The sequence below is a fragment of the Shewanella sp. N2AIL genome (assembly GCF_022690845.1).
Taxonomy (GTDB): domain Bacteria; phylum Pseudomonadota; class Gammaproteobacteria; order Enterobacterales; family Shewanellaceae; genus Shewanella; species Shewanella baltica.
This window is the reverse complement of the sequence record NZ_JALBYT010000042.1, coordinates 21743-37169: the sequence shown is the minus strand read 5'-3', so window position 1 is coordinate 37169 and position 15427 is coordinate 21743. Positions and strand designations below refer to the sequence as shown.

The 15427-nt window shown below is 47.1% G+C and carries 16 protein-coding genes; 4 read left to right on the top strand and 12 right to left on the bottom strand.

What is annotated here, in order from left to right; all coding sequences use genetic code 11:
* Positions 1–302 precede the first annotated feature (302 nt).
* From hemB to rraA, 12 genes are all read right to left on the bottom strand, one after another.
* Positions 303–1310 carry a porphobilinogen synthase gene (hemB, locus tag MO387_RS19135; RefSeq protein WP_006087116.1) on the bottom strand — a complete coding sequence of 336 codons (1008 nt, stop codon included), beginning with the start codon at positions 1308–1310 and terminating at the stop codon, positions 303–305.
* Between the two features lie 9 nt (positions 1311–1319).
* Positions 1320–3206 carry a diguanylate cyclase gene (locus MO387_RS19130; protein ID WP_107946395.1) on the bottom strand — a complete coding sequence of 629 codons (1887 nt, stop codon included), beginning with the start codon at positions 3204–3206 and terminating at the stop codon, positions 1320–1322.
* Positions 3199–4002: a TatD family hydrolase gene (locus tag MO387_RS19125; RefSeq protein WP_107946396.1), complete on the bottom strand. Its 804-nt coding sequence runs from the start codon at positions 4000–4002 to the stop codon at positions 3199–3201. The genes MO387_RS19130 and MO387_RS19125 overlap by 8 nt, the downstream gene beginning before the upstream one ends.
* Entirely contained in the window at positions 4002–4529 is a 528-nt protein-coding gene (locus MO387_RS19120; RefSeq protein WP_107946397.1) for a hypothetical protein, read from the bottom strand. Before MO387_RS19120 ends, MO387_RS19125 begins: the two co-directional genes overlap by 1 nt.
* Before the next feature lie 45 nt (positions 4530–4574).
* A complete protein-coding gene (gene tatC / locus MO387_RS19115) occupies positions 4575–5330 on the bottom strand; it encodes a twin-arginine translocase subunit TatC (protein WP_006083331.1) in 756 nt (251 codons plus the stop codon).
* 3 nt (positions 5331–5333) lie between these two features.
* Positions 5334–5834, bottom strand: a complete 501-nt coding sequence (gene tatB / locus MO387_RS19110) for a Sec-independent protein translocase protein TatB (RefSeq protein ID WP_107946398.1) — start codon at positions 5832–5834, stop codon at positions 5334–5336.
* Positions 5835–5840: 6 nt separating this feature from the next.
* Positions 5841–6080 carry a Sec-independent protein translocase subunit TatA gene (gene tatA / locus MO387_RS19105; RefSeq protein WP_006083329.1) on the bottom strand — a complete coding sequence of 80 codons (240 nt, stop codon included), beginning with the start codon at positions 6078–6080 and terminating at the stop codon, positions 5841–5843.
* A 59-nt stretch (positions 6081–6139) separates the two neighbouring features.
* A complete protein-coding gene (ubiB, locus tag MO387_RS19100) occupies positions 6140–7789 on the bottom strand; it encodes a ubiquinone biosynthesis regulatory protein kinase UbiB (protein ID WP_107946399.1) in 1650 nt (549 codons plus the stop codon).
* Complete coding sequence (locus tag MO387_RS19095; protein WP_011982231.1) at positions 7786–8406, bottom strand: SCP2 sterol-binding domain-containing protein; 621 nt, start codon at positions 8404–8406, stop codon at positions 7786–7788. The genes ubiB and MO387_RS19095 overlap by 4 nt, the downstream gene beginning before the upstream one ends.
* Positions 8406–9161 carry a bifunctional demethylmenaquinone methyltransferase/2-methoxy-6-polyprenyl-1,4-benzoquinol methylase UbiE gene (gene ubiE, locus MO387_RS19090; RefSeq protein ID WP_006083326.1) on the bottom strand — a complete coding sequence of 252 codons (756 nt, stop codon included), beginning with the start codon at positions 9159–9161 and terminating at the stop codon, positions 8406–8408. The genes MO387_RS19095 and ubiE overlap by 1 nt, the downstream gene beginning before the upstream one ends.
* Positions 9162–9406: 245 nt before the next feature.
* Positions 9407–10471, bottom strand: a complete 1065-nt coding sequence (locus MO387_RS19085; protein WP_011982232.1) for a formimidoylglutamase — start codon at positions 10469–10471, stop codon at positions 9407–9409.
* Between the two features lie 129 nt (positions 10472–10600).
* On the bottom strand, positions 10601–11086 hold the full coding sequence (gene rraA / locus MO387_RS19080) for a ribonuclease E activity regulator RraA (RefSeq protein WP_006083324.1): 486 nt from the start codon (positions 11084–11086) through the stop codon (positions 10601–10603).
* Positions 11087–11410: 324 nt separating this feature from the next.
* On the opposite strand from rraA, the gene MO387_RS19075 reads away from it, so the two are divergent.
* The 4 genes from MO387_RS19075 to MO387_RS19060 all read left to right on the top strand — a co-directional run bounded on the left by MO387_RS19075 (position 11411) and on the right by MO387_RS19060 (position 15310).
* Positions 11411–11659, top strand: a complete 249-nt coding sequence (locus MO387_RS19075) for a YgjV family protein (protein WP_006083323.1) — start codon at positions 11411–11413, stop codon at positions 11657–11659.
* A 413-nt stretch (positions 11660–12072) separates the two neighbouring features.
* Positions 12073–12585 carry a phosphatase PAP2 family protein gene (locus MO387_RS19070; protein ID WP_107946400.1) on the top strand — a complete coding sequence of 171 codons (513 nt, stop codon included), beginning with the start codon at positions 12073–12075 and terminating at the stop codon, positions 12583–12585.
* 75 nt (positions 12586–12660) lie between these two features.
* Positions 12661–13701, top strand: a complete 1041-nt coding sequence (locus MO387_RS19065) for an MJ1255/VC2487 family glycosyltransferase (RefSeq protein WP_107946401.1) — start codon at positions 12661–12663, stop codon at positions 13699–13701.
* A gap of 142 nt (positions 13702–13843) precedes the next feature.
* Positions 13844–15310 (top strand): thioesterase, encoded by a 1467-nt coding sequence (locus MO387_RS19060; protein WP_107946402.1) that lies wholly within the window; start codon positions 13844–13846, stop codon positions 15308–15310.
* Positions 15311–15427: the final 117 nt, after the last annotated feature.

Here is a 15427-nt window from a genome sequence, read left to right as displayed (position 1 = left end):
ACTCAGAAGTGAAACGCAAACGCGCCGATGGTAGTGTGGGGTCTCCCCATGTGAGAGTAGGTCATCGCCAAGCGCTTAATTATCTCATTGAGATGTAACGAAGCCAGCTGAATAAGCTGGCTTTTTTGCGTCTGAAATTTGTAAAATTTAGTATGATCTCCATTTTATTAGTATGTTTTGCTCCCGTTATTCTCTCCATAACACCAAATGTGCTGATTTAGTCCCCATAGCTATCAATGACTAGATACAAAAAAGCAGCCATGAGGCTGCTTTCTTCAATTGATACACAGCTATCGCGAGGTCTAAGCTTCTTTAAGCCACTGTGCAGCACGTTTAGCGAAGTAAGTTAAAATACCGTCTGCGCCTGCGCGTTTAAAGCAAAGTAGGGATTCCATGACGATGGCTTTTTCGGCTAACCAACCATTTTGAATCGCGGCCATGTGCATGGCGTATTCACCACTGACTTGATAGGCGAATGTTGGCACTGCAAGTTCAGTTTTAACGCGATGCACTATATCTAAATACGGCATGCCTGGCTTAACCATGACCATGTCAGCACCTTCTTGAATATCAAGTGCGACTTCATGCAGAGCTTCGTCACTATTTGCTGGATCCATCTGGTAGCTGTGTTTGTTGCCACCCTTGAGATTACCTGCTGAGCCTACTGCGTCACGGAACGGGCCGTAGTAGCTCGAAGAGTATTTTGCTGAATAAGCCATGATTTGGGTGTTTACATGGCCCGCAGCTTCTAAGGCTTGGCGAATAGCGCCTATGCGGCCATCCATCATGTCTGACGGTGCAACTATGTCTGCACCGGCTTCGGCGTGTGACAATGCTTGCTTCACTAAAATCTCGGTAGTGATGTCGTTTAGGATGTAGCCAGTCTCATCTATGATGCCGTCTTGACCATGAGTGGTGAAGGGGTCTAGTGCTACGTCTGTCATGATGCCAAGCTGTGGAAAGGCTTTTTTAAGCTCACGTACAGCACGTTGCACTAAGGCATCGGCATTATAAGCTTCTTCTGCCATTAAGGTCTTTTTCTCTGCAGGCGTCACAGGGAAGAGCGCAATTAATGGGATGCCTAACTCAACCAGTTCTTCGGCTTCTTTTAGTAGCAAATCGATTGAGTAACGTTCAATACCTGGCATAGAGGCGATCTTTTCACTGCGATTGGTGCCCTCTAGAACAAACATGGGATAAATCAAGTCATTGACCGTTAGTTGATTTTCGGCCATGAGACGACGGCTAAAATCATGTTTACGCATGCGGCGCATTCTACGCTGAGGGAAGGCACTGGTAATGATATTCACATTTGACTCCTAATTAGGTACTGGTCCTGCTTGAACTGATGAAAATAAGCTGACTTGATTACGTCCACCATTTTTCGCTTGGTAGAGGGCTTTATCCGCTTGTTCTAATAATTTGGTGCTGTGCTGATCGTTAGTGACGATATCGGCACTGACTCCGATACTGATAGTCAAAGGTATCGCTACACCTTCCCATTCGAAATTGATTGAGGCAACTGCGTCTCTTATCGTTTCAGCGACTTGGAGTGCACCATCTTCTGTTGTATTAGGCAGGATGATAGCAAACTCCTCGCCTCCATAACGTGATACGAGATCCGTTGGCCGCTTTAAATGTTGCTGTAATGTTTTGGCAATGGTTCGTAAGGCTTCATCGCCTGCAAGATGGCCGAATCTATCGTTGATCAGCTTGAAGCGATCGATATCGAGCATCAACAGGGCTATGGGTGTTTCTTGCCTGCGGCTGATCCGGCTTTCAGCGATCAAACGTTTATCGAAAGCACTGCGGTTTTTGACCCCAGTTAAACTGTCGATAGTGCTTTGTTCGGTGAGCTTTTGATTCACCTCATGCAATTCTCTGAGGGTGATTTCAAGTTCTAAGGTGCGCTCTTGCACCATTTGCTCGAGTTTCTCATTGCTCTCGGCTTCCGCTTTTAGGGCTTCTTCCCGCGCGCTGCGAATTTTCTGTGCTTGCTTCAAGGCCTCTTGCTGAATACGTAGCTTAGCTTTGCGTTCATCGTTATAGCGGATGGCTAGCACCAAAGACATAAAGATGATTTCAAACGTCAGTCCGAGCATGACAGGCGTTTGCGGTTTTAAATTGAGGTCAATCACGCTGAGATACAACAAGCTACTGATGCAAGCTCCTGTAAGCATACTCACCCAGCCAATAGTGTACATACGTGCCAGTTTATGGCCATTGATGGCTTGAGTAATAGCAAAGACCATAAGTACCAGGCTGAGCACTGCAACGGAAATGATCTCGATATAGAGCGCCGTTCCATATTGGATAAAAGGCGTGGCGAGTCCAATACATAGGATATACACAGCGCTATAGCGACAAGTCAGCAGCATGCGGCGGTTTAAATATTTGAGCTGTAATATTTTTTCGGTAAACATCAGCGCAAATGCCATAACGATTGGCAGTAAAAATGGCACCATAACTTGCTGTAATATCGGCCAATTTGGCCAGAGGAATCGAAAGGCAAAACCGTTGATGGTAGCGACGAGCAAGGTCATGCTCAGCACATAGCCGGAATAATAGCTGTAACTGAATGAGCCCGATGCAATAGCAATAAAGAGGCTAAAGATACCAATCGCGGCCAGTACGCCGAGTTGGAAACCATGTTCGACGGCGGTGGATTCGGCAATCTGGGCTAAGTCGTTAGATGACCAGAGGTTTAACGGTATTGCAGCGCTGCCTTCGGTCTGAATATGCAAATAAAAAGTATGGGTATCATCCATGTTGAGCTTAAAAGGATACAGGAAGATATTGCTCAAAAATGGCCGTTCGTTATAGGGAAAGGTGTCGCCCATAAGCACAGTATTAGCGAGCTTATTATTGATTAAATGGTAGATAGTCACTTTGTCTAACAATGGGTTATCTAACGCTAAAATCCGTGAAAGTGTTTCGTCTGGGCTGGTTAAGCTGAAACTGAGCCAAAAATCATGGCCGCTGAGTTTTTGAATGTCTTTATTGGTGAAGTTATGCCAATCCGTTTTTGGCAAGGCTTGGATATCGGTAAATTCCTTCGCCGAAGTGGGGTGGCTCACCATCAACCAAGGCGTAAGGTTTAACGGTGTCGCCGTTGATTCATCAATGCTTAATAGGGTTGCGAATGAAGGTGTTGAACACATCCATAGCCACAGCAAGAGTATGAGTGACGAGTTTCGTTTAAGCATGGACTTGGTCCAAATTAAAAAAAGCTACGCTATTCTGGTAGCAACGCACTGCAAACTCATCAGCATTTTCACCGCGCAAGTTTGCAATATAACTCGCGATATAGGGGAGATATTCGGGCTTGTTCTTACTCGATTTAGGCTTAGGCCGCATGCTGCGAGGTAATAAGTACGGGCTATCGGTTTCGATTAAAATGCGGTTCTGTGGAATAAATGGTACGAGTTGCGCTAACTCTTGGCCACGTCTTTCATCGCAAACCCAGCCTGTAATGCCTAAATGCAAATCGAGGTCGATATAGGCTTCCATTTGGGCGTGAGTGCCAGTGAAACAATGCAAAAGCGCGCCACTAAGCTGTGGGCGATATTCCCGCAGGATAGCAATAAAGTCTTCGTGGGCATCGCGTTCGTGCATCAGCACGGGCATTTGCAGTTCAACGGCTAAGGCGAGTTGGGCAATAAATGCTTGGCGCTGGATAGGGCGAGGAGAGAAATCACGATTGTAGTCTAAGCCACATTCCCCAACGGCAACCACTTGCCGTGCTTGGCAGAGTTCGGCTTGTTGCTTGCTTGAGTCAGCTTGCCAGCCACTGGCATGGTGAGGATGTACGCCAGCAGTGCAATAAAGTTGATTGGGATATTGTTGGCAAATCGCGATGGCAGCTGCACTTTCAGTTAAATCGCTGCCAATAACAATTAACGGCGAAACCCCTTGGTCCGCCGCCGCTTGTATTATCGATGCTGTGTCTGGCTCGAGTGCGCTGCCAAGTAAATTGACAGCGATATCTATGTATGAGGGCATTAGTTTAGGCGTTTTACCCGTGCCTTGGCATTGCGCTCATCAGTGCCCATTAAGAAAGAGCCTAGGGCTGCTTTTTCAATGTAGACTTTTTCGCCTTGCTTTAAGTTGAACTTACGGCCGTCGGTTTGTTTCCATACCTGACCATTCGTGAATGTTACTTTGATAGCACCGTAGGGATCTTCAGTAATAGACTGTACTTCAAGATAAATCTTATCGACCGTATTTTCTTGAACGCGCTTAGCTTCCATCCCAAAGTCATCGACAATATTAGCGGCTGGTGCTTGGGGCGCGGTGGCCGCTACTGCTACAGCAGTCGGGGTTGCAATGGTTGCTACCGTCGCAGGCGCGGCTTGAGTGCTCGCTAAAGCAGGCGTTACGCTTTTAATGTTTTCTGCTAGCTTGTCATAGCAAATCAAGCGGTCGAGTTTATCGGCTGTTGCTGCACATTGGGTTAACTGTTGTTCAATGCTGGCATTTGCTTGGACTGATACCAGCATAATTGCTGCTGCCATAAGAGTTAAGCGCATGAGAATGTTCCTTATTATATTATTCCCCTAACGCCATCGAGGACGTTAGTCGTTTGTTTGTTCGCTATCTTCGTCTGACTCGTCGTCACCTTGCTTACTGTAGAAACGAGCCGCTAATAAACCGCCTTCGAACAATAACAGCATTGGTACGGCAAGCATAGTCTGGGAAATTACATCGGGTGGGGTTAACAGCATGCCCACCACAAAGGCGCCTACGACGATATAAGGACGTTTTTGCTTAAGTTCTTCAGGTGTTGTTACACCCGCCCAGCAAAGTAAAACAACGGCGATAGGGATTTCAAAGGATAGACCAAAGGCAAAGAACAGCTTCAGAATGAAGTTAAGGTAACTGGTAATGTCGGTCGCAACTTGAACGCCCTCTGGGGCATTGTTAGCAAAGAAGCCAAAAACGACGGGGAATACTATGTAATAAGCGAAGGCGATACCGAGATAAAACAATAAGGTACTGCTAAATAGCAGTGGCATCACTAAACGTTTTTCATGTTTGTATAAACCCGGTGCGACAAAGGACCAGATCTGGAACAACACATAGGGCACAGCCACAAAAAACGATAATACTAGGGTCAATTTAAAAGGCGCGAAGAAAGGGGCTGCGACATCAGTCGCAATCATGCTGCCACCAAGGGGTAAAGATTGCATTAAAGGTATTGCCATATAATGGTAAATGTCATTTGCCCAGTACACGCTGCAAATGAACACTAATAACACGCTGGCAATGGATTTTAGCAGCTTGGACCTAAGTTCAAGCAAATGGCTGATAAGTGGCTGCTGTTGCGACATGAATTATCCGTTGGCTTTCGGGTTAGAACGGGTATCCGCGCCCTGAGTTGGCTCATTTGGCGTAGTGGGAGCTGCCGATGTTGGACTCGCCTCTACTGTGGCAGTCGGATTAGCTGGGCTCGCTTGAGCTGAACTAGTGTGAACTGTGCCCGCAACTGGAGAATGTATTTGATTCTCTGACGCAGGCGTGTCTTTGACCGGGTCCTGAACTTGATAAGGACGGTTCACTGACTGTGCCGCTTGCTTCAGTTGTTCAATAGACTCTTTGAGTTCCGGCGAGAGGTTAGATAAACCTTTGCTCTCAGCTTTTTTTAGATCGGCATGCAACTGCTCGATCTTCAACTCCTGCTCAAGTTCTTCTTTTACCGAGTTTGCCATGCGTTTCATCGCACGGATCCAACTCGTTACCGAACGTACCGCAACCGGTAGACGTTCGGGGCCAAGAACCACTAGCCCCAAAACACCGATCAGCAGCAGCTCCATAAAGCCGATACCGTCAAACATAAAGAGTTACGCCTGTTCTTTGTTAGACTCAGGTTTCTTTTCAGTCGCCTGTTGAGTCGTTTGTGCTGTTTTAGCCGCTTCGGTGTCTTCTAATGCCTTTTTATCTTCTTCTGAAGACATGGCGTTTTTGAAGCCTTTCACCGCACCACCTAAATCGCCGCCCAAAGAGCGTAATTTCTTAGTTCCAAACAACAAAACAACGATTAACGCAACGATAAGAAGTTGCCAAATACTAATACCACCCATGAAGGTATCCTCTTAATTGATATCGGTTCTATTATGAACCTATGATTAATTAGTGCTAGCTAAAATTTGCGATTCTTTGGCCTAGATCGCCATCCGACAAACCACAATATAATGCCTGAAATTAGACAAACATAAGGGGTCCATAGTGTAGCGTCTTTATTGATCAATAACGTGCCACAGATCAATAAAACTGCAGAAGTGATAAGCAAGTAGTTACTCTTGTGTGCCTGCTGCTGGTATTTCAAATACTTATCTAGCATTTGTTGCTGAGAACTCAGCAATTTCCTGCCTAATTTAAGGTTATCGTAAATCAGTTCAGGGAATTCTGGTAGTTTATCAGCCCAATATGGCAGTTTTGTGGATACCTTTTTAAACATAGCCTTAGGACCCACTTGGTCGGCCATCCACTGCTCTAAAAACGGTTTAGCGGTTTGCCATAAATCCAACTGCGGATACAGCTGACGACCTAAGCCTTCGATATAGAGTAAGGTTTTTTCTAGCAATACTAATTGCGGCTGTACCACGATATCGAAGTGGCGTGCGGTGCGGAATAGTTCCAGCAACACATGGCCAAAGGAGATCTCATCGAGCGGCTTGTTGAACATAGGTTCACACACCACTTTAATCGCCTGTTCAAAGGCTTGTAGATCGGTTTTTTCAGACACCCAGCCTGATTCAATGTAGAGCTGGGCAATTCGGTGATAATCGCGATTAAAGAAGGCGAGGAAATTTTCGGCGAGATAGCGTTTATCGACTTCGCTGAGTGTGCCCATGATGCCGCAATCGAGCCCTATGTAATAAGGGTTCTCTGGGTGATCGCGGGAAATAAAGATATTGCCCGGATGCATGTCGGCATGGAAAAAGTTATCGCGGAACACTTGGGTGAAAAACAGCTCTACTCCGCGCTCAGCCAATAACTTAAAGTTGGTGCCTTGCGCTTTAAGGGCGGCAATATCTGAGACCGAAATACCGTAAATTCGTTCCATTACCATTAAGCGCGGATAGCAAAATTCCTCATACACATAAGGCACATAAAGCGCATCTGAGTCGAGGAAGTTGTTGCGTAGCTTGACTGCGTTTAAGGCTTCGAGCTTAAGGTTTAACTCACCTAAAATGGTCACGCGGTAATCTTCAATCACTTCAGCAGGGCGTAGGCGGTTGCCTTCACCGAGGAGGTATTCAATCAACTTGGCGGTTTGCGACATCAACTGCAGATCGGCCTGAATCTTGGTTTCTACATTCGGCCGTAGCACCTTGAGCACGACGTCTTTACCGTTAGATTTTAAGGTCGCGGTATGCACCTGCGAAATAGAGGCTGAGGCCAGCGGGATTTCATTAAAGTCATCGAATAGGGATTCAATCGGCGCTTTTAGCTCAGCTTCAATTGCTTGGCGGGCCAGCGCACCATCAAAGGGCGGCACCTTGTCCTGTAGCATGGCTAATTCACTGGCCCATTCATCGCTGAGTAAATCGCGGCGGGTCGAGAGCATTTGCCCAAGCTTGATATAAACGGGGCCCAGTTCCTGCATCGCCAATTTTAAGCGTTCGCCACCGGGCTTATTCTTATGCTTATTGCGGATCCAGAACAGGCTATTACGGGCGAGTTTAAAGTACCAAGGTGTCATCTTTGGCGGCAATACGTCATCTAACCCGTACTGAAGCAAGGTCTTGATGACATGGTAACCGCGGCGGATACTGGCAAGGGTCATGGCTTAATTTGATCTCTTAATTGGGCAATCCGTTGTTCAATCGCGCGGGTATCGGCAACTAAATCATCCATTTGATCGCGAAAATGAAGTAACTCAATTGGGTGCGGTGCGAGGCGATACTCTTCAACGGCGAGTTGCCCTAAGTGGGAGCGCGTTTTACGCAACACTTCGAGTGCAAAACCCTTTGCCTGATGGCCTGTGCTGATGAGCTTGTGGGTGGGACCATCGCCTAAATAACGCGAAATTGGCTCGGCAAAATCAAACTCGATGCCGCGTAGATATTGGCTAAAGCTTTGTAATAAATTGAGATCGCCCTCAAGCTTGAGCTTATCTTGCTTGATAAGTTCAGTCAGGTTTGCGCCTTCGGACACGCGATAAAGCGTGGTCGCATCGGCATGCAGGCTGACATCGACATCGCCTTCATAGCGGCTCAGTACTTGGATCTCTTTGGCAAACACCAAATAGAGTGGCCAGCTGAGCTGCGACAATTGGATGCGGAACACTTTGCCATGCAACTGGCGCTGGCGCGAATAGTAGTCACCCGCTTGAGCCTGAAGTTTTTTCAGGCCCGTTTCAATTGCGGCGCAGACAAGCAGCACAACTTCTTGCGGCATCATTAGAATTTATAACCGCGGTGCAATGCGACAATGCCGTCGGTCATGTTGGTGTAGTCGACTTGTTCAAAGCCTGCATCTACCATCATTTGCTTTAATGTGTCTTGATCTGGATGCATACGAATCGATTCAGCCAGATATTCATAGCTGTCGGCATCTTTAGTTATGAGCTCGCCCATCTTAGGTAAGACTTTGAAGCTATATAAATCATACACTTTGCGCATAATTTCATGCTGAGGCTTAGAAAACTCTAGCACTAATAACTTGCCACCTGGTTTAAGCACGCGATTCATCGAACGCAGCGCCGCATCTTTATCGGTCACGTTACGCAGACCAAAGGCGATGGTAATGATGTCGAAGTGGTTGTCGGGAAACGGCAGTGCTTCGGCGTTGGCTTGCACATAACTGACATTGTTGACTATGCCCTTGTCGCGTAACTTAGTGCGACCGACTTTCAACATGGAATCGTTAATGTCAGCTAAAACCACTTCACCTTTATCGCCCACTAAGTGAGAGAATTTTGCGGTTAAGTCGCCGGTGCCGCCAGCCAAATCGAGCACTTTCATGCCAGGGCGTGCGCCAGATACTTCAATGGTGTAACGCTTCCAAAAACGGTGAATGCCGAAGGACATCACATCGTTCATTATGTCGTACTTAGCGGCAACAGAATGAAACACGCCGGCAACGAGTTCGGCCTTTTTATCGGCCTCTACGGTTTTGTAACCAAAGTGGGTACTTTTAGATTCGCCCTCAGACATCAATGTGTTCCTATTGTTTTGCAATGTATTAGTTGCGAGTGTAAGCCATCGCCTGCATTTGCTGAATCTTTGATCTATCACTCTGTGATCGAGCTAGTAAACTAACTGCAATGCCTTAGCTTGAGGCACACCCTAACAGTCGTAGGATTAAGTGCTTGTCGACCACGTAAAATGGACTGGCATTAGACCACAATATCAGGATTTGGTGAATAGCTTAGCGCCCAGTTGGCTATAACTGATGGCGCTCATTGCGCCAAAAACTGTATTCGAGCCTGCACATAAGCGTAGATAAGCTCGCTGAGGCTTTGGCCAACATCCCTAAATCCAGCTTCAATTCCCGCTTCGTGGCAACTTGGCGCGGCCTCGGCTAAATGCAAATATGCGCAAGGGCAGTGGCGGGCGATGTAACTGACATAATGCGCCGCATCGAGCAGCGGTACCCCCGCTGCCGTTGAGGCGCTACTGGGCATTTTAGCGATAGCATCGACGTCGAGCTCAAGTCCTACGGGCAAACCTGAGTCATTCAGTTTGGCGGCGATCTCAAGCAAGGCTTGGCTGAGGCGGATTTCGCGGCGAATCCAAATTTGTTGAAAACTATGCCAAGTGCCGCCAAATTCAGTAAGTTGGCTTAAGTTTACTTCGCTGTTTTTTAACTCGTGTAAACCCAATACATGGTAATAACCTAAGGCACCTCGATCGGCCGCATAGCTAAAACCATTGCCGCTGTGGCGGCCTTCGAGTAGGCGAAAATCCGAATGAGGGTCAAGATTCACCGCCGCAACTTGGCGCTGATAATGGCTGTAGGTTGCCATCAATAGACCATAGGCATTGTTGTGGCCGCCACCGATGAGTATGGGTTCTAAGCCCGCCTTTAAAATCGCACTGACGATGCGGATCACGCGCTCATCTAACTGCTCCACCGCATCGCGTAATTTATCTAAGGTGACGTCGGTATTATCTGTTGTATTGCTCGCGGTTTGTTGCTGCAGATCGGCAGTATTAACTTGGCCTAACACTAGGCATTCGGCACCAGAAAGAAAGCGATTAGATTGCAGATTAAGCCATTGGCGCATGCTGGTTGTGAACGCATCGGTCGCGCCGCCGCGGCCCAAATTGGCGCGTGGGCCGATATCTTCACCGACGCCGAAAATGGCGAAGCTTGCCCCGTGGGCTTTGGCAGTGGCGAGTATGGTCTCTAACGTATGTTCGTGATTAGCCAGATGGACGCATTGGCCTAATTTAGTTTCGCCGGTTCTTGGGCTGACTAATGAGGCAATATCTGTATGGGTAAAGGGAATAAATTCAGGCATAGATTGATATTCTTATTCGGCCGGAGTCGAGCTATTGTGGCCAGTGTGGCGCGAGGATTCAATGGGGAAACGCTGAAAATAGTGAATAAAAAAGCCAGCTTAGCTGGCTTTCTTGGCTGAACAGTGAGATTACTCAATGTCGAGTGGTTCAGGTGATAAAATCACACCTGTGTTATCAGCATAAATGTGATCGCCGGGTAAGAAGGTCACACCGCCAAAATTGACCGGAATTTCCACTTCGCCCACTGAATTGCCATCAGCACCCACTGGAATTGAGGCAAGGGCTTGAATACCAATGTCTAACTCTTCCAATGCATCCACATCGCGTACAGAACCGTAAACGATAATGCCTTCCCAGTTGTTGCTAACCGCAAGTTCAGCGATAGCACCATCGATCAGCGCACGGCGTAATGAGCCACCGCCATCAACGAGTAAGACTTTACCTTGACCATCCTCTTGTAGGACTTCGGTGATTAGGCCGTTGTCTTCAAAGCACTTGATGGTGCTAATAGAACCGCCAAAAGAGCTACAACCACCGTAGTTACTGAACATGGGCTCGACTACATCTACGACATCTAAGTACATGTCACATAATTCTGAGGTGTTGTATTCCATATTTACACTCCTATTGATCCGCGTTGCGTACAGTTTAGCGAGTTTACGCCAGTATAAAAGGGATTATTGAAAAGAAAAGTGTTATCAATCACGGTATTGTTGCCACTGGGCCGTTAACACATCTGTAGTAAAGTTTCGTCGTACTTTAGAGCTTATGCGGTAAAACTTGATGTTAGTCATTAAATGACGGTTTTTTATTACAACTCTGTTGCATGCTTTGGTATTATATCCCAAGTTTAAATTAACTTACTTAACTTAATTTGCTTTAGGGGCATGGCCCCCCCGTTACGCTTATGGACGGTAGAGGGCCTTCGAGAGGTGCCTATGGAAGCTGTAAATACGATTGAAATTATTGGTTATTTTGCCTCTGTAATGGTGGCGATCTCTCTAATGATGAAGAATATCATTTGGTTGCGATGGTTGAATTTTGTGGGATGTACCCTATTTGTTGTTTATGGGGTGTTTATTTCTGCTTGGCCTGTGGCTGGCATGAATGCGTTTGTTGCTTGTATTAATATTTACCATTTGACTAAAATTTACCGCGCTAAGGCGAATACTCCCGCCGCAGCCTAAGTTTATTTGATTGTGTTGCTCTTGGGATTCACATTTAGAGCAACACAATATCCTGTCTCAGCCCTATCGCTATTCCTGAAAAAATCCCTTAGCTCCAGCATAACGTCCCTAGAATCCTTCTAGATCAAAGCCCCAGCCATGCTTCTTGTCATAAAACCTTCGAGCAGATGTCACTTAGCCGTCACAGGTCTTTCTTAGTCTCAAGTTATCTAATAGTGCTTTAGCTAATTCGATTCGGGCTTGACCATTAGCAAACCGTAAATTAGCCAGCAAACAGTAAATAACAAATTCAATCGTGAGTAGGGCCTTGGTGAGTCGGTAGCTTGATACCAAGTACTCTAAGCGTCGTCGAGAGAATGCACAGATTAACATCGCAGTAAAACTCGCTGGCATGCCAGCAAGGAGCCTGTTTTATGTTGAGTTACGTTGCAGACTTAGATAAGCGAATGTTTTGCCATATCGTGAGTTTCACCCAACGCCATGGTTTATATGCCCATGCAAAGCGGGTATCGGCGAGTGGTGATGGGCATGTGTATTTATATTTGTCAGTGGGCTTGATGTTGACACACGCTCAAGGGCAGGCCTTATTCAACTTGATGTTAGCGAGTTTTTTGGTGGAGTTACCGCTGTATTTACTGTTGAAAAATAGCATTCGCCGTACACGACCCTGCCATGCGCTTGTGGGATTTGAGAGTGGCTTTGAGCCATCTGATCGCTTCAGTTTACCGTCGGGTCATACGGCCGCCGCCTTTGTGATGGCAATGAGTGTGGCGCAAGTTTACCCCGCAGCGGCTCCTATCGCGTTTTTATGGGCTTTTAGCATAGGGGGCTCACGTATCGCACTCGGCGTGCATTATCCCTTAGATATTTTGGCGGGAGCCTCATTGGGGAGCGGAGCGGTATTACTGGTTCATCCGGTGATTTAATTCAAGCAAGCGCACGTTAATCATTTCATCTCATTAGTTGGAATTCTCCTTCACTCATCAGTTTAAGGATACGTAATGCGAATACTCTACGGAGTTCAAGGCACAGGGAATGGCCACTTAAGTCGTGCACGCGTCATGGCTAAAGCACTGATGAAACAAAATATTGAAGTGGACTTTTTATTTTCGGGGCGTAAGCCTGATCAGTTTTTCGATATGGAATGCTTTGGCGATTATCGCGTACAAGCGGGCATGACGTTTGCGACTCACTCTGGGCGCGTGAATGTGCCGCAAACGGTTCGGCAGAATCTGTCATTGTCGTTATTTAAAGATATTAAAGCCTTAGATCTCAGTTGCTACGATCTCGTGCTCAACGACTTTGAGCCGGTATCGGCTTGGGCGGCGCGGCGCCAAGGCGTGCCATCCATTGGCATTAGCCATCAGGCGGCGTTGACTCATCCTGTGCCAAAACTCGGTAGTACTTGGTTTAATGAAATGCTGCTCAATAACTTTGCCCCTGTGGATGTGGCGCTGGGTTGTCATTGGCACCACTTTGGTTTTCCTATCTTGCCGCCTTTTGTCGAAGTGGATGCCAGCCCATTCGAACACACGCATCAAATCTTAGTGTATTTGCCATTTGAGGATGCGGATGTGATTGCTCGTTTCCTGTCGCATTTCAGTGATTATCAGTTTTTGGTGTATCACAGCCAACAGCCTAAGGGACAAGTTGCGGAACACATTAAGTGGCACGGCTTTAATCGTGAGGGCTTTAAGCAACATCTTGCCAGCTGCGGTGGTGTTATCGGCAATGCGGGCTTTGAGCTTGCCAGCGAAGCATTAACCTTAGGTAAAAAGTTGTTAGTGAAACCACTGATTGGCCAGTTTGAGCAATTATCGAATGTGGCGGCGCTGCAACTCTTGGCGGCCGCAGACAGCATGATGAGTCTCGATGTGAATGTGGTTAAGCGCTGGTTGAAAACCGCATCACCTAATCCGATTGCCTATCCTCAGGTTGGGGATGCGCTGGTTAAATGGATTGATGGCGGCGATTGGCACGATAGTCAGCCGCTATGTAAAGAGCTGTGGAGCCAAGTTACGCTGCCTGATACCTGGCGTTAAATCAGCTCATAAGCTGTGGTGAAAAGCGATTTAGGCACTAGCTGGGTCAATGGGGTTAGCGTATAATTTCGGCACTTTTGCTGTTAGCCCCTTTCAGCACGTCTATTTTGGCCTAGCTTGGCCGTTAATTATGTTGTTATAAATGAGCCTGAAAAAGTTTACCCAGTACAAGTTACTGTTTTTAATGTTGTTGTTGCTTTGTGTCTTACTCCCTTTTATTCCAGATCAGGCTTACCACATTCCCGGCCCAGATATCGCGAAGCAAAACTTCCATGTGATTGAGTTTAACGATCAAGGCCAGCCCCATGACGAAAGGCAATGGCAAGGTCTAGAGGCGCGCATATCCCAGCCAGAGCCTGCTCAAATCCCTGAATTATTGATCTTTGTCCACGGCTGGCACCACAGTGCAGAGCCTAAAGATGAAAACTTTATCGCCTTCGAGCAGTTTTATCAGCAGATGGCGGCGTCCGATACGCAGCGCAACTTATTGGGTTTATATATTGGCTGGCGCGGCGATAAATACGATCCCTTTTGGCTCGATGGCTCAGATGATGCGAAAAGCTGGATTGAACCCTTAGATTTCCCCACCATTTTACAGCGTAAACGGGTTGCTAAACGCATAGGTCAATTAGGTTTATCCCAATTGTTGGATAAGCTCGATGGCTTAGTGACAGAGCATAAACTGCTGCGTTATACCGTAATTGGTCATAGTCTTGGCGGTGCGGTTGTTTTGCATGCCAGTAAAGATCGCATCAAGGCTGCTATCGATCATCAGCAGGATAATCCCAATTTATTCTTACTGTTAAATCCTGCCGTGCCCGCGAAGGAATACCAGCCACTCGATACCTTGGTGAGCTTAGATAGGCAAAAGCCGAGTATGGTGGTATTGCAGTCGAAGGGCGATTTTGCGGTGAAAGAAGCCTTCAATTACATCAAGGATGGCGAGCGCGCCGTTGGTAATTCTTGGGCTATTACCCACGATATCGACAAATGCTCAGGTGGCAATTGCACTACGCCAATGAAGATGCCGTCGGCTTTGATGGCGCACGATCAAATCCCTGGCTGTATGATGACCTTGCCCCATTCTGGCTGGAAAATTCGTGCTCGTCTGCAGGCCCGTCGCAGTGTGCAAACCTGTCCCGATGCCAATATGCAGGCTGTGTGGGTGCTGGCGGTGTCGGATGAAATCGTCTCAGGACACAATGGTATTCTGACGCCGGATCATGCTAAAGCCTTGTCTGAAGTGATGACTATGATTGATTTGTATCGAAATCAATTACCTAAACATGCGGTGGAAAGTCCCGCCAACCAAGATCTCGGTACTTTAGCCCCAGAGTCAGAAGCTGCAACGTCCACACAAGGTGAAGCGCCTGTGCCACAAGAGCCGGTGATGATTGTCGAGCCTTTGCCTGAAGAACAAGATTCACCGACGCCTGAGGTCAACGCACCATTGCAGGAGCCAAACGTATCACAGGAACAAGCTAAGTCTGCCGTTACTGAGGCACCGCCCGCGCCAATCAAAGCGCCAGAACTAGAATCAAAACCAGAGGCCAAGCCAAATGACGGCGCAGAGCCTCAACCTAAGGTTGAGACTGAAGGCATAAAGTGATCGGTAGTGCTGAGAAGCATGTCGAATTCAGCTAGTGATGTTACTTGCTATGCACAGCCCTCAGGGCATTTTCTTGAAACCAAAATTGGCTGAGCTTAGAAAGCAATAGGCATATAC

What these genes read in the sequence shown, in the direction of transcription:
- MO387_RS19130 (WP_107946395.1), bottom strand. Translation starts at nt 3,206, where the DNA reads ATGCTTAAACGAAACTCGTCACTCATACTCTTGCTGTGGCTATGGATG.
- MO387_RS19125 (WP_107946396.1), bottom strand. Translation starts at nt 4,002, where the DNA reads ATGCCCTCATACATAGATATCGCTGTCAATTTACTTGGCAGCGCACTC.
- MO387_RS19120 (WP_107946397.1), bottom strand. Translation starts at nt 4,529, where the DNA reads ATGCGCTTAACTCTTATGGCAGCAGCAATTATGCTGGTATCAGTCCAA.
- tatC (WP_006083331.1), bottom strand. Translation starts at nt 5,330, where the DNA reads ATGTCGCAACAGCAGCCACTTATCAGCCATTTGCTTGAACTTAGGTCC.
- tatB (WP_107946398.1), bottom strand. Translation starts at nt 5,834, where the DNA reads ATGTTTGACGGTATCGGCTTTATGGAGCTGCTGCTGATCGGTGTTTTG.
- tatA (WP_006083329.1), bottom strand. Translation starts at nt 6,080, where the DNA reads ATGGGTGGTATTAGTATTTGGCAACTTCTTATCGTTGCGTTAATCGTT.
- ubiB (WP_107946399.1), bottom strand. Translation starts at nt 7,789, where the DNA reads ATGACCCTTGCCAGTATCCGCCGCGGTTACCATGTCATCAAGACCTTG.
- MO387_RS19095 (WP_011982231.1), bottom strand. Translation starts at nt 8,406, where the DNA reads ATGATGCCGCAAGAAGTTGTGCTGCTTGTCTGCGCCGCAATTGAAACG.
- ubiE (WP_006083326.1), bottom strand. Translation starts at nt 9,161, where the DNA reads ATGTCTGAGGGCGAATCTAAAAGTACCCACTTTGGTTACAAAACCGTA.
- MO387_RS19085 (WP_011982232.1), bottom strand. Translation starts at nt 10,471, where the DNA reads ATGCCTGAATTTATTCCCTTTACCCATACAGATATTGCCTCATTAGTC.
- rraA (WP_006083324.1), bottom strand. Translation starts at nt 11,086, where the DNA reads ATGGAATACAACACCTCAGAATTATGTGACATGTACTTAGATGTCGTA.
- MO387_RS19075 (WP_006083323.1), top strand. Translation starts at nt 11,411, where the DNA reads ATGGAAGCTGTAAATACGATTGAAATTATTGGTTATTTTGCCTCTGTA.
- MO387_RS19070 (WP_107946400.1), top strand. Translation starts at nt 12,073, where the DNA reads ATGTTGAGTTACGTTGCAGACTTAGATAAGCGAATGTTTTGCCATATC.
- MO387_RS19065 (WP_107946401.1), top strand. Translation starts at nt 12,661, where the DNA reads ATGCGAATACTCTACGGAGTTCAAGGCACAGGGAATGGCCACTTAAGT.
- MO387_RS19060 (WP_107946402.1), top strand. Translation starts at nt 13,844, where the DNA reads ATGAGCCTGAAAAAGTTTACCCAGTACAAGTTACTGTTTTTAATGTTG.